This is a genomic window from Rahnella woolbedingensis (assembly GCF_003602095.1).
GTDB classification, from domain to species: Bacteria; Pseudomonadota; Gammaproteobacteria; order Enterobacterales; family Enterobacteriaceae; genus Rahnella; species Rahnella woolbedingensis.
The window spans coordinates 31,199-45,211 of the sequence record NZ_RAHH01000020.1 but is presented as its reverse complement, the minus strand read 5'-3'; the positions used below and the strand labels follow the sequence as shown (position 1 = coordinate 45,211).

At 53.1% G+C, this 14,013-nt stretch carries 12 protein-coding genes; 6 read left to right on the top strand and 6 right to left on the bottom strand.

Annotation, left to right across the window (positions count from 1 at the left end; translation table 11 throughout):
• Window positions 1-26: 26 nt before the first annotated feature.
• The 5 genes from prfA to kdsA all read left to right on the top strand — a co-directional run bounded on the left by prfA (window position 27) and on the right by kdsA (window position 4,188).
• On the top strand, window positions 27-1,124 hold the full coding sequence (gene prfA / locus D6C13_RS16790; protein WP_120133851.1) for a peptide chain release factor 1: 1,098 nt from the start codon (window positions 27-29) through the stop codon (window positions 1,122-1,124).
• On the top strand, window positions 1,124-1,960 hold the full coding sequence (gene prmC, locus D6C13_RS16785; RefSeq protein WP_120133850.1) for a peptide chain release factor N(5)-glutamine methyltransferase: 837 nt from the start codon (window positions 1,124-1,126) through the stop codon (window positions 1,958-1,960). Before prfA ends, prmC begins: the two co-directional genes overlap by 1 nt.
• A gap of 77 nt (window positions 1,961-2,037) precedes the next feature.
• Window positions 2,038-2,427 carry a SirB2 family protein gene (locus D6C13_RS16780; RefSeq protein ID WP_120133849.1) on the top strand — a complete coding sequence of 130 codons (390 nt, stop codon included), beginning with the start codon at window positions 2,038-2,040 and terminating at the stop codon, window positions 2,425-2,427.
• Between the two features lie 2 nt (window positions 2,428-2,429).
• Complete coding sequence (sirB1, locus tag D6C13_RS16775) at window positions 2,430-3,239, top strand: invasion regulator SirB1 (RefSeq protein ID WP_120133848.1); 810 nt, start codon at window positions 2,430-2,432, stop codon at window positions 3,237-3,239.
• Window positions 3,240-3,333: 94 nt separating this feature from the next.
• Window positions 3,334-4,188, top strand: coding sequence for a 3-deoxy-8-phosphooctulonate synthase (kdsA, locus tag D6C13_RS16770; protein ID WP_120133847.1), 855 nt, complete (start codon window positions 3,334-3,336; stop codon window positions 4,186-4,188).
• Between the two features lie 50 nt (window positions 4,189-4,238).
• On the opposite strand, the gene dauA is transcribed toward kdsA, so the two are convergent.
• Window positions 4,239-5,918 carry a C4-dicarboxylic acid transporter DauA gene (dauA, locus tag D6C13_RS16765; protein WP_120133846.1) on the bottom strand — a complete coding sequence of 560 codons (1,680 nt, stop codon included), beginning with the start codon at window positions 5,916-5,918 and terminating at the stop codon, window positions 4,239-4,241.
• A 271-nt stretch (window positions 5,919-6,189) separates the two neighbouring features.
• On the opposite strand from dauA, the gene D6C13_RS16760 reads away from it, so the two are divergent.
• On the top strand, window positions 6,190-7,296 hold the full coding sequence (locus D6C13_RS16760) for a GGDEF domain-containing protein (protein ID WP_120133845.1): 1,107 nt from the start codon (window positions 6,190-6,192) through the stop codon (window positions 7,294-7,296).
• A gap of 75 nt (window positions 7,297-7,371) precedes the next feature.
• Here the strand turns inward: D6C13_RS16760 and D6C13_RS16755 are convergent, their stop codons facing one another.
• The 5 genes from D6C13_RS16755 to fdhF form a co-directional block, all read right to left on the bottom strand.
• Window positions 7,372-8,691, bottom strand: coding sequence for a cytochrome c (locus tag D6C13_RS16755; RefSeq protein WP_120133844.1), 1,320 nt, complete (start codon window positions 8,689-8,691; stop codon window positions 7,372-7,374).
• Window positions 8,692-8,713: 22 nt separating this feature from the next.
• Complete coding sequence (locus D6C13_RS16750; protein WP_120133843.1) at window positions 8,714-10,318, bottom strand: GMC family oxidoreductase; 1,605 nt, start codon at window positions 10,316-10,318, stop codon at window positions 8,714-8,716.
• The gene (locus D6C13_RS16745; RefSeq protein WP_120133842.1) at window positions 10,311-10,889 is read right to left on the bottom strand and encodes a sugar dehydrogenase complex small subunit; all 579 of its coding nucleotides are present in this window, start codon (window positions 10,887-10,889) and stop codon (window positions 10,311-10,313) included. Before D6C13_RS16745 ends, D6C13_RS16750 begins: the two co-directional genes overlap by 8 nt.
• Window positions 10,890-10,967: 78 nt before the next feature.
• On the bottom strand, window positions 10,968-11,444 hold the full coding sequence (locus D6C13_RS16740) for a GlcG/HbpS family heme-binding protein (RefSeq protein WP_120133841.1): 477 nt from the start codon (window positions 11,442-11,444) through the stop codon (window positions 10,968-10,970).
• 402 nt (window positions 11,445-11,846) lie between these two features.
• Window positions 11,847-13,997 carry a formate dehydrogenase subunit alpha gene (fdhF, locus tag D6C13_RS16735; protein WP_120133840.1) on the bottom strand — a complete coding sequence of 717 codons (2,151 nt, stop codon included), beginning with the start codon at window positions 13,995-13,997 and terminating at the stop codon, window positions 11,847-11,849.
• Window positions 13,998-14,013 lie beyond the last annotated feature (16 nt).

Sequence of the window (14,013 nt, the reverse complement as noted above, 5' to 3'; positions counted from 1 at the left end):
TTTTCTCACAGGGTTAAACACCACGCATGAAGCCTTCTATTGTTGCCAAACTGGAAGCGTTACAAGAGCGCCACGAAGAAGTGCAGGCGATGCTCGGCGATGCCAGCGTTATTGCCGACCAGGATAAATTCCGCAGTCTTTCCCGCGAATACTCACAGTTAACGGCTGTTTCTGAATGTTTTCTGGCCTGGCGTCAGGCGCAGGAAGATTTACAAACCGCTGAGATGATGCTCGACGATCCTGCTCTTAATGACAAAGAAATGCGCGAAATGGCGCAGGATGAGATCAAAGACTGCAAAGCCACTATCGAAGAACTCGAAGAAAAATTACAGCTTCTGTTACTGCCAAAAGATCCGGATGACGAACGCGGCTGTTTCCTCGAAATTCGTGCCGGAACCGGTGGTGATGAAGCGGCTATTTTTGCCGGTGATTTATTCCGTATGTACAGCCGCTACGCTGAAATGCGCCGCTGGCGTGTGGAAATCGTGAGCGCCAGCGAAGGTGAACACGGCGGCTATAAAGAAGTGATCGCCAAAGTCAGCGGCGAGGGCGCGTACGGCCAGTTCAAATTTGAGTCAGGCGGTCACCGCGTTCAGCGTGTTCCGGAAACCGAATCTCAGGGACGTATTCACACCTCGGCCTGTACCGTCGCCGTAATGCCGGAAATTCCTGAAGCGGAACTGCCGGAAATTAACGCCGGTGATTTGCGCATCGATACATTCCGTTCTTCAGGCGCGGGCGGTCAGCACGTTAACACCACCGATTCCGCTATCCGTATCACCCACATTCCAACCGGTATTGTGGTGGAATGTCAGGACGAACGTTCTCAGCACAAAAACAAAGCCAAAGCGATGTCGGTGCTCGGCGCGCGTATCCGTGCTGCGGAAATGGCAAAACGTCATGCAGAAGAGGCCTCAACGCGCCGTAACCTGCTCGGCACGGGTGACCGTTCAGACCGTAACCGGACCTACAACTTCCCGCAGGGCCGTGTTACCGATCACCGTATCAACCTGACCATTTACCGTCTGGATGAAGTGATGGAAGGTAAACTGGATGCGCTTATCCAGCCTATCGTGCAGGAATATCAGGCCGATCAGCTCGCCGCGCTTTCTGAGCAGGACTGATGGATTTTCAGTCCTGGCTGCGTGACGCCACCCGTCGTCTTTCTTCGGGTGAAAGCCCGAAGCGTGATGCTGAAATTTTGCTCGGTTTTGTGACTGGCAGGGTAAGAACGTACATCATGGCTTTTGGCGAAACGTCGCTTACCGCTGAACAACTTCAACAGCTCGAAACCCTGCTGGCGCGACGTGAGCAGGGTGAGCCGGTGGCGTATCTGACCGGAGAACGCGAATTCTGGTCGCTGCCACTGTCTGTTTCTCCCGCCACATTAATCCCGCGTCCTGATACAGAATGTCTGGTCGAGCAGGCGCTGGAACGTCTGCCGTCTGAACCCGTCAGTATCCTCGATTTAGGCACCGGCACCGGTGCCATTGCGCTGGCTTTAGCCAGTGAGCGGCCTGACTGTCAGGTCACCGGGATTGACCTGCAACCCGACGCCGTCAGCCTCGCGAAACACAATGCACAAAAGCTGGCTATCCCGAATGCACAGTTTTTGCAGGGCAGCTGGTTTGCGCCGGTCGCCGGAAAACGCTTCGCGCTGATTGCCAGCAATCCTCCTTATATTGATGCCACGGACTCGCATCTTTTTGAAGGCGATGTGCGTTTTGAGCCCGCCAGCGCGCTGGTGGCAGATAATGCCGGTCTGGCTGATCTCGCGCATATTATTGACGCTGCACCTGCGTATCTTCATGAAGGCGGCTGGTTATTGCTTGAGCATGGCTGGCAGCAGGCTGCAGAGGTGCAAAAAATTTTCAATGATGCCGGTTATCAGCAGGTAGCGACGGTCAAAGATTACGGCGGTAACGATCGCGTCAGTCTCGGACAATGGCAGCCGTTGTGAAAGTTAACAGTTTCAACGAGCGTCAATTTCTAAAAACACCACTCTTTAAGAACCTCAGATAAAAGGGAAAACAGGCAATGGCGTATGTCTGGATTAAAAATCTGCATTTGCTGACAATCACGCTGAGCATTGCGCTGTTTGTCCTACGATTTTTTTGGAAATGGGCGGGTTCTGTTATGATGCAGAAACGCTGGGTGAAGGTGGTTCCACATATTGTGGATACTTTACTGCTATTAAGTGGTATTTCGCTTATCTTCATCACACACTTTTATCCGTTCAGCCCACAGGGAACCTGGCTGACCGAGAAGATTTTTGGCGTTATTATCTATATTGCGTTGGGTTTTGTAGCCCTGAGCAAGCGACCAGTGAGTCAGAAAACCCGCTGGCTGGCCTTTATTCTGGCGCTTGCTTGCCTGTATGTGATTCTTAAACTGGCGCTGACGAAAATACCGCTGCTAATGGGATAACTATGAGTACCCTTGCTGATTTTGAATTTAACACCGCCCGGCTCAGTGCCGGGGTGATCAAAGTAACAGAATCCGTGCGTTTAGATTTCAATGCGGACGACGTTCGCCGCCAGCTACAATTGCTGGTCGATGAGGCGCGCAGCGTCGTTCCTGTCGATCTTGATCAGGATCAGCAGCTCGAAGTGTTGATTGAACTGTTTTACCGTACCTGGGGTTTTGGTGGCGCTGGTGGCGTTTATCGCCTCTCCGACGCTATCTGGATAGACAAAGTGTTGTCATCCCGCCAGGGCACCCCGGTTTCGCTGGGCGTGATTTTCCTGCACATTGCGCATGAACTCGACCTGCCGCTGATGCCGGTGATTTTCCCGACACAACTTATCTTGCGCGCCGACTGGCTTGATGAAGAGATGTGGTTGCTCAATCCTATCAACGGCGACACGCTCAATGAGCACATGCTCAATGTGTGGCTGAAAGGCAATCTGGGCGTGATGGCAGTAATCGAAGATGACGATCTCGAGGAAGCGGAAAACACGCTGATCGTGCGTAAAATGCTCGATACCCTGAAAGCCGCGCTGATGGAAGAAAAACAGTTTGAACTGGCCCTGCGCGCCAGTGAAACGGTTTTGCAGTTCGACCCGGAAGACCCGTATGAAATCCGTGACCGCGGGCTGATTTACGCCCAGCTGGAATGTGATCATGTGGCGATCAACGATCTGAACTATTTTGTTGAGCAGTGCCCGGAAGACCCGATTTCAGAAGTGATTAAAATGCAGATCCACTCGATTGAGCACAAGCAAGTGACGCTCCATTAATTTATAATTACCTCTCGTTCCATCTGACTAATGTTGATAAAACAGCCGTTTGCGGCACCTTCAGATGAAGGATTTTTTACTAAAAGGCCAAAGTATGAAACATAAAGTGGTTAGCATTCAGGACATCAAAGTCGCCAACGATCTGCCGTTTGTGTTGTTCGGCGGGATGAACGTGCTGGAATCGCGTGAGATGGCGATGCGCGTTTGTGAACATTACGTCACCGTGACTCAGAAACTCGGTATCCCTTACGTGTTCAAAGCGTCTTTCGATAAAGCCAACCGCTCGTCTATTCATTCTTACCGCGGTCCGGGCCTGGATGAAGGTATGAAAATCTTCCAGGAACTGAAAAAATCTTTCGGTGTAAAAATCATCACCGACGTTCACGAATCCTGGCAGGCACAGCCTGTTTCTGAAGTGGTTGACGTGATCCAGCTGCCAGCATTCCTGGCGCGTCAGACGGATCTGGTTGAAGCCATGGCGAAAACCGGCGCTGTCATTAACGTGAAAAAACCACAATTCGTCAGCCCTGGCCAGATGGGCAACATCGTCGATAAATTCAAAGAAGGCGGCAACGATCAGGTTATTCTTTGCGATCGCGGCAGTAACTTCGGTTACGACAACCTGGTTGTCGACATGCTGGGCATGAACGTGATGATCAACGCCACTGGCGGTCATCCTGTCATTTTCGACGTGACTCACGCGCTGCAAACCCGTGACCCGTTCGGTGCTGCTTCCGGCGGTCGTCGCGCTCAGGTGGCTGAACTGGCTCGCGCCGGTATGGCGGTCGGTATTGCAGGCCTGTTCATCGAAGCGCACGAAGATCCGGCTCACGCGAAATGCGACGGTCCTTCAGCCTTGCCGCTGGACAAACTGGAACCATTCCTGATGCAGATGAAAGCCATCGACGATCTGGTGAAAAGCTTCCCGGCGCTCGATACCAGCAAATAATCTGTCTCAACCAGATAAAACAAAGGCGACCTTCGGGTCGCCTTTTTGGGTTAATGGTGATTGAGAAGCGCATCCTGCAAAGAACTGTAGAAACTCAGCTTTCCCTCGACCGGATGCATTCTGGCGCGGGCCATCGTTTTCAGGGGCTGGAAGGGGATTTCTGCAATCCGCAGTTCCGTTCCTTCCGGTAAGGCGTCGATATAATGCTGTAAGGCGTTAACGCCACCGGCATCGAGTACTGCCACGCGATCCCACAGCAGAACAATCACTTTCTTGCCGGAACTGCGCTCCTGTAATTCACTGAAAAGACGCTCAGCAGCCGCAAAGAACAGCGGGCCGTTAACGCGCAGAACCAGCGTGTCTTCCGCCGTTTCGCCGGAAACTTCCGTCAGCCGCGTCAGTTTCGCTATCCGGCGCATAAACAGTAATGACGCCATCACGATACCGGCGGTAATGGCGATCACCATATCAAACAACACCGTCAGGCTCATGCAGGTCAGCATCACCAGAATGTCGTCTTTCGGCGCGCGGCGCAGGATATCCACAACTTTATGCGCTTCGCTCATATTCCACGCCACCATCAGGAGCAGCGCCGCCATCGCCGCCAGCGGCAACCATGAAAGCCAGGGCGCAAGAATAAGCAGGGCGAGGATCACCAGCAGCGAGTGAATGACCGCAGACACCGGCGAGGTCGCGCCTGCACGGACGTTAGCAGCCGAACGGGCAATCGCCGCCGTGGCCGTAATGCCGCCAAAGAACGGACTGACCATATTGCCAATACCCTGACCGATCAGCTCATTGTCCGAATGGTGTTTCTTGCCGGTCATGCCATCGAGCACCACAGCGCACAATAATGATTCAATCGCGCCGAGCATCGCCATGGAAAATGCCGCAGGGAGCAGCGCCTGCACCAGTGACCAGCTCAGACCGCTGCCGTCGGGCTGAGTCCACGGCAGGGCGAACTGCGGCAAAATAGGCGGAATGCCATTGCCCTGCGAACCATCCGGTAACAGGAAATGAAAACGTGAACCGATGGTGGCGACCGGATGTCCGGCCTGCATGAAAATCGCCATAACCGCACAACCGGCCAGCAGTGCCGGAAGATGTCCGGGAATGCGCAGCCCCAGTTTTGGCCAGAGGATTAAGACACCGAGCGTCACAATGCCAATCGCCGCATCACCGATATCCAGCGTTGGCAATGCCATCGCCAGCGCAGCCACTTTACTCAGATAATGTTCGGGAACCGTTGCCATCGACAGACCAAAGAAGTCTTTAAACTGCATCGTTCCGATAGTAATCGCAATACCGGAGGTAAAACCGAGCGTGACCGGCAGCGGAATGTATTCAATCAGCCTGCCAAAACGCGCCAGTCCCATCAGCAGCAACATAAAGCCGGACATCAGTGTCGCCAGTAATAGGCCGGATAATCCAAATTGCTGCGAAACCGGATAGAGGATCACCACAAAGGCTGCGGTCGGCCCAGATACGCTGAAACGAGAACCGCCGAAAATGGCGATGATAATGCCGGCAACCGCAGAGGTATAAAGCCCGTACTGCGGCGGAACACCGCTGCCAATGGCCAGCGCCATGGCGAGAGGGATAGCGATAATTCCGACGGTTACGCCGGCAATGGCGTCTTTGAGTAAACGTTGAAAGGTATATTTTTCACGAAAACAGGCGTCGGTCAGAGCACTGAACAGTCTGATGCGGCGACTTCCTGATATATTCATAGAGCGTAAACCACCTGGTGAGAAGAATTGATAATAACCCGATGTTCCGTCACCGGAAAAGTCATAGCCTACGCCTGTCTGACTCAGTCCTTGTAGACATAAATCAAGACTCACTGACACTTTCCTGCGTAAACTCGGTTTATTGTAATCGGGAGCAATGTGATGTGCCGCCGGTTATTTCACATACGGATACGATGAAGGCATTCATCATCTATATTTAAGTTAATGCCCGTAAACTGACAGGGAATAGCGTGAGAGGACGCATTTAACTATGCCGGATATATTTTCGCTGACCAGCCCGTATGCGGATATTTGTGTTACATACGCCACGCTTTCTATCAGCTTTTTTGTCCTCAGCCGCAGTGAACCCTTCACCTTCAAAGGCTCGCACTGGAAACGGGTGGCATTCGGGCTGGTCGCGGGGATCACCGCACTGTATCTGCGTGGCAACCAGCTGGCGCTGACGGACAACCTGTCTTTCAGCTTTGAAATGTTGCCGATGATTTTAGTGACTTTTTTTGGCGGCTGGCTCAGCGGGTTATGCAGTTATGGGGTGGCATTTTTCTTCAGCGGCATGTTCACGCTCAATAACCTCTTTATGGCGATAATCCTCGGCACTCTGTTTTTATTCCGTGTCTGGCAGCGCCGTAAACACCGTGAACTTTACATCACTATTGTGCTGGTCGGTATTTTCCGTCTGGCGCTGATTTCAGGATTACATGGTATTCAGGTGCCGTGGACGGAACTGATTTTTTATCAGGTCATTGCTGCGTTATGTATGATCCTCTGTTATCACGCACTGAATTATAAAGAAATCTACATGAGCAAAGTGTTCACCATTCGCGTGAAAGCCGCGACCGATGAACTGACGCAAATTAATAACCGCGCCAGCATTGATTACTGGCTGGCGCAGCGGCAAATACAGCGTGAAGCCTGCGGCTTAATTCTGCTCGATATCGATAACTTCAAACGGGTGAATGATACCCTCGGGCATCTGGCCGGTGATCGGGTATTAATTGAAGTAGGACGTTTACTACGCCATCTGACGCGCAATGAAGACTTCGCCGGGCGCTACGGCGGCGAGGAGTTTCTGGTCATGACCTCCACGTATGATCCTTCGACGCTGCTGGCAATAGCGGAGCGCATCCGTCAGGAAGTCGAAAACTGCGTGATCATTCTGGAGGATGGCAGGGAACTTAAAGTGACGGTGTCACTGGGAGTTTCACTGTATTTGCCGGGAATGATTATCCGCAAGTCGCTTAAACTGGCCGATCTGTCTTTGTATGAGGCGAAACGGCAGGGGAAAAACCGCGTGGTGGCCAGCTCAATACTGACACTCTCGACGCTCGGTGCCAGACGGCATTCTCATAAGCTATAACGCTCATCAAATACGATTTCTATAAACGCCAAAAGGAGCCTCAGCGGCTCCTTTTGGCTGTTGTACGACAAAAAATTACTTCTGCGTGCCTTCTTCGATTTTAGGTGGAGATGTCAGGTCAGCCGCTTTACGCATTTTGGCGACGTCTTTGGCGGTGACGGTTGCCGCTGCCGGATTGCCGAACTGCCTGCTGACATAATTACTCAGCGTCGCAATTTGCTCGTCATTCAGCTGATTGGCAAACGACGGCATCATGATTTCGCCTTTCTCCATGTGACGCTGTACGCCGTTAAGGATAACCGAAACCTGATTACGGCTGTCGTAAGAACCGGTGCTGGTGTGGCTGAACAGCGACGGATACGCATGGAATCCTTCGCCGCTGCCTCCACCGCCTTTCCCGTGACAGGCTGCGCAGCTGGCATTAAACAGCGCGGCGGCTGACTGACTGATTGTCTGACCTGCGGCGCGAAGCGGATAAACGTCCTGATTCTTCTGACCCCAATCATCACGCGGCTTGGTTTGCTTGTCATCGCCGGTAGCCGGAACCGAGCGGATATACGTGGCAATCGCATTCAGGTCATTGTCTGACAAATGTTGCAGGCTGTGCTCAATGGCTTCAGACATCGCGCCGGAAGCCGACGCTTTGCCCGCCACGAAACCGGTTTTCAGGTAAGTCACCAGATCCTGCTGCGACCAGGTACCAATCCCGGCGTTTTTATCCGGCGTGATGTTAAACGCGACCCATGACCCTAAATCACCGCCGGAAAACGCTTTGTCGGTGTTCATGCCCATGGTCAGCGTGCGCGGCGTATGGCAGGTGCCGCAGTGTTCCAGCGCCTCCACCAGATACGCGCCACGGTTCCAGTCCGCTGATTTGGACGGATCGTTTTTCAGCTCGCCTTTGTCGAAGTTAAACATCTTCCACACGCGCATGCCCCAGCGCTGATTAAACGGGAAGGACAAATCCGTTTGCGGCCCGGCGGAATGTACCGCCGGCTGTGACATCAGATAGGCTTTGATCGCCAGAACGTCTTCGCGTTTCATTTTCGTGAAAGAGTCGTAAGGCATTGCCGGATACAGCTGTTGCCCGTCTTTACCGACGCCTTCACGCACCGCGCGGACGAATTCATCGTCACTCCAGCTGCCGATACCAAATTCCTTATCAGAGGAAATATTGGTGCCATAAATCACCCCGAAAGGGGATGCCAGCGGATAACCGCCGCCAAATTTTGCGGTTTTATCCGCGCCCGGTGCGGTGTGGCAGGCGGTGCAGTCACCGGCTATGGCCAGATATTCACCGCGCTTAATCATGTCCGCGTTGCCTGCTGCATCATCAGCCCAGGCGCTGGCCGCTGCCATTAATGGCAGTGCCGCCAGCACGAATTTCATTTTCATTGCTCAATCCTCAGAAAATCAATCAGGCCAGGCTTTTCAGCACCGCGTCAGCCATACGTAATGCCAGCGCGGTTCCGGACAACGTGGAGTTCACCGTCGAAGCGGAAGGCATAATGCCAGTACCGGCGATAAACAGGTTCGGGTGGTCATGCGTGCGGCAATTTCCGTCCACCACCGAATCTTTCGGGTCGCTGCCCATGATCATGGTGCCGGTGATGTGCTGATTGTTGTCGTAAACGCCACGCTTGCTGTACACCACTTCGGTGCCGCCCATTTCTTTGACGATTTTCTGGAAGTCGAGCATCGACTGGTCGTAACCGCGGTGAACGTAGTCCGGGAATTTGTAATGCACTTCGAGGCGCGGGATCCCCCATTCGTCCTTCTCGGTCTTGCTCAGTACCACGCGGTTTTCAGGTTCCGGCAGCATCTCCAGCAGGCATTTCAACTGAATGAAACGCTCTGACTGATAGGTCAGTTTGTCGTTCAGCGCTTTGCCGTAATAACCCTGACGCACCAGGCGCTCGGTTAGATAACGCACTGGCGAGGTGTTGGCGACGTCGATACGCAGTGCAGAACGGTCACGACGGAAATCGCCATCACGCAGGTTATTAATACTGCCCGGACGCATCGGGCCGCGGCCGAAATATACCGGCTCATCGGCGTAAAATTCCACGGAAGTGCCAGGGTGATCCATCAGGTTGCGACCCACCATGCCGGAGCTGTTGGCGATGCCGTCCGGGTATTTGTCGCTGGTGGACATCAGCAGCAGTTTCGGGCTTTCGATGCCGTTGGCGGTCAGCACGAAGCGTTTGCCAGTGACTTTGTGCGCCACTTTACCGGCATCAAGATAATGTACGGCCACGATTTCGCCGCTGTCATTGGCTTCGATTTTGTACACCACGGCATTGGCAATGACGCGCACACCGGCTTCAATCGCTTTTCGCGCGGAAATCCCGCCGTGATACTGCGCATCAATCGGGCAGACCGGCATACAGTTGTTGTTGCCACAGCAGGCAGGGCGGCCGTCGTAAGGAATACTGTTACGCGCCTGCGGGCCGATACCCAGTATGTAACCGAGTTTGGCGATGCGTTTGCTGATGCGGTCGAACCCGTAAGGCAGCGGGATACCCGGCAGCGGATAAGGCCGGGAGCGCGGCGAGTCAAGCGCATCGTCACCTGAAACACCCATCTGAATTTCCGCTTCGGTGTAATACGGCTCCAGCTCTTCATAACTGATTGGCCAGTCGCGACCGACGCCATACAGCGTTTTGATCTTCATGTCGTTTGGTAACAAACGGAACGCCTGTCCCGCCCAGTGCCAGGTCGTGCCGCCGACGCCACGCAGATATTGCGCAGCGTACAGATCCGGGCCTTTCTGGATCAGATAGTTGTTATCTTTTGGCTGAAATTTCGGTTGCGGCGCCCAGGGTTTTGCCGGATACGGCTCGGTGAAATCGCCCTTCAGCGGTGACTGACGGAACAGTTCGACCGCTTCATCACGTTTGATGACCGGCCCTGAATCGAGCATCAGAACGGAAACGCCAGCTTTCGCCATTTTCAGCGCAGCGAGCGATCCGGCGATGCCGGCACCAATAACAACGACATCTGCATTCAGTGCATCAGCCATGAGCAATCACCTCCGTGGAATTTTGTTGCGGCGCAGCAGGCTTGTTGACCCAGAAATTCGGTTCACCCGGCGCATAACTTGGCGGCAGCAGGTTATTTTTCAGCAACTGATAGCTGACGATATTTTCGAATCCGATACATTTCTGGCCGCCGGGCTGACCGACCACGCCGAGATACCAGCCGCTGACCAGCTGCTGATAAAGCTGCGCCATTTCTGCCGGTTGGGCGGCGAGCAACTGATGCAAATCATCACAGACAACATTGCTGTGCGTAGTGATGAGCGCCGAAAGGGCATTCAGCTGCGTGTCGAGTTGTGCATTTTGTACGTTATTTTGTGACTGATGCAGCCAGCTGTAGAGCGCCTGTCCGAGGTGCGGTTCGAGCGCATCCATACCGGTCAGCTGCTTAGAAAGCGCCATAAAATTGTCTGGCATTGTCACAGCAGAAGCCAGCGGAGGCGCGGCATGGGCGAGGGTGGCAAAAACGCCACCGCCGAGCATCTGGCTACCGATACCCGCAACCATGACGCCCGCAGTGCCGAGTATCCACCGGCGACGAGAGAGATTGATCATGCTGAAAGTCCGTAAATGTTCCGTATAAAACGGCCACGGGCGTGGCCGTCAACAAGAAGGAGTGATTAAAAGTGCCTGTTATTTCAGGACGCTGGCCGATTTTTCTGATGACTGATTATCGATGTCCTGCTTCGGTGTGCTGACACCGACGGCACCGACCACTTCACCCTCAAGGGTCAGCGGGAAGCCGCCACCCAATGCCACCGCGTGCGGGATTGCCAGCACGGTGGTTTCTCCGCCCTGCAGGCGTTGCATGAATTTCAGCGAAGGGGCGTGATAAAGCGCAGAAGTGCGCGCTTTGCCAATGGATGCATCGACGCATCCGGCAGGGGAACCATCCAGACGCTGGAATGCCAGTAACGAACCAGATGCATCAACAACGGCAACGCAACCGGTGCTGTGCTGTTCAGCCAGAGTGGTTTTAACACTGTCGATCACTTTTGCAGCCTGCGCGTTATCGAGCTGAGGATGGCCGGCCGCGAAAGCGGAGGTGGCGGAAAACAGTAAAGCAGAGACACAAATTGCAGCATGTGCCGTGTGTTTTTTAACAGACATAGACTCATCCCTTGTAGCAGTAGCAAAACATTGCATAAAAAAGACATATAAAATAATTGATTTAAATCAATGGATTTAAAACTCAACTGCGTTATCTGCTGAACACTTGATGTGTTTCTTAACGTCATGCAGATGAAGCGGGTATTGAATTTTGTTTCCCAGATGTTAATTCAATTAACAAGCGTGAAGAAGTGACGGTTGCCTATGGAAACTAATTTTCAGGAGAGTTTGTGAGGGTGTTTTGGGCAAAACGGGCTCGCAGCCCTTGTTAAATAAGGAGTGAACATTTCGTGCTGTTATGTACCAGTTGATCCGTTTGCATGAATTAAATGTGATGGAGTTAAAAAGAAGCCTCCGCAACGGGAGGCTTTTTCGCAGTATTTGGAAGGATTTAAATAATCCCTATCCGATAAGACCCGCTGCACTTTTGAGGTCGTTTTTGAGTGCCTGATACCGACGCTGAACGTCACTTTCGGCGGCTTTCTGATCCGCAATCGCCGTAATATTTGCTGAACAATGTTTGTATTCCGGAGTTTTTGATGTGGGATCCAGATGGTCCAGTGTCAGTTCATTGCAGGCACCAATCCACCACTGATAAGTCATATAAATCGCGCCTGCGTTGGTTCGCTCACTTACACTGGCCCGGCTGACGACACGCCCGCGTGGGGAGCTGATCCACACCAGCTGATTATCTTCAATTCCGGCATTTTCGGCATCCTGAGGATGAATTTGTACATAGCCCGGTTCGTCGGCCAGCGTTTGCAGCGCGGTACAATTTCCGGTCATTGAGCGGCAGCTGTAATGACCCACTTCGCGAACGGTGCAGAGCACCAGCGGGAATGCCGGACTGACGGCTTCACGTGGCGGGATCCACTCACTGGCGACCAGTAATCCCTTACCATTGGGACGGGAAAAATGATTTCCTTCGTAAAGATAAGGCGTGCCCGGATGGCTTTCTTCCGGGCATGGCCATTGCACATATCCCAGACCGGCAAGTTTTTCATAGGTCACACCGGCATAGAGCGGGCAGAGTGCGCGCAGTTCGTCCCAGATTTCCTGCGTATTTTCATACTTCATCGGATAACCCATTTCACTGGCAATCAGACTGATAATTTGCCAGTCAGTTTTGACGTCTCCTTTGGGTTCGATGGCTTTATTAAAGTGCTGAAAACCTCGGTCGGCGCAGGTGTAAATTCCCTCATGCTCACCCCAGGATGTTGACGGTAAAATGACGTCAGCCCGGGCGGCGGTTTTGGTCATGAAAATATCCTGTACGATCACCAGATCCAGAGCATCAAATGCCTGGCGCATTTGCGATAAATCAGGTTCCGTTTGCAACGGATCTTCACCCATCACGTAATAGGCTTTGATCTCCCCGCTCAGGGCTTTATGCGATATGTCTGTGATCCCATAGCCCACTTGATCGGACAGGGATTTCACGCCCCAGGCTTTGGCGAATTTTTTCAGCACGGCCTTGTCGGTGACAGACTGATAGCCGGGGTAGGTATTGGGCAGGGCACCCATATCACAGGCACCCTGAACATTATTCTGGCCGCGGACCGGGCCTACGCCCACGTCAGGACGGCCCAGATTACCGGTCAGTAATGCCAGCCCGGCCAGCCCTTTAACCACCTCCACACCCTGTCCCCATTGGGTGACGCCCATTCCCCACAGCAGCGATGCTTTTTTGCCGTTTGCATACATCCGGATGGCATCACGGATCAGTTGTGGCGCAAGCCCGGTAATATCAGCGACAAATTCAGGCGTATATTTTGCTACAACCTGTCTGAATTCTTCAAAGCCTTCGGTGTGCTGCGCAACAAAGGTTTTGTCATATAAATCCTCCTCAATCAGCACGTTAGCAAAGGCGTTGACCAGCGCCATGTTGCTGCCATTGCGCAGCGGTAACCAGAGGTCAGCCAGACGGGCAGACTCAATGTAACGCGGGTCGCAGACGATTACTTTCGCACCACGCTGTTTGGCTTTCAGGATCCGACGCGCCACGATGGGATGGGAATCCGCCGCGTTATAACCGATGATCAGCAGACAATCGCTGTTTTCTATCTCAGTGATCGAATTACTCATCGCGCCGTTGCCGAGTGTCGCCTGTAAACCGGCGACCGAAGGGCCGTGACACACCCGCGCGCAACAATCCACATTGTTGCTGCCCAGAACCGCCCGGGTGAATTTTTGCATCACATAGTTGGTTTCATTACCGGTTCCGCGTGAAGAGCCGGTAGTCATAATGGCGCTGGCACCGTATTTATCCTTAATGTCTGCCAGCCGTGATGCGGTGTAGGCGATGGCTTCCTGCCAGGTGACTTTTTCAAGGGGGCCGCCACGTTCCCGGCGGATCATCGGGTGAGTAAGCCGCGGTGTTAACAAGCCCGTATCATTGAGGAAATCCCAGCCGTAATATCCTTTCAGACACAACTGCCCCTGATTGGTGACGCCATCTGCGCCTTCAGCACCCGTCACTTTGCCGTCTTCCACCAGCAGATTCAGTTTGCAACCCGAGCCGCAGTAAGGGCAAACCGTTAAAATCTTTTCCATTTCAGTACTCCCTGAA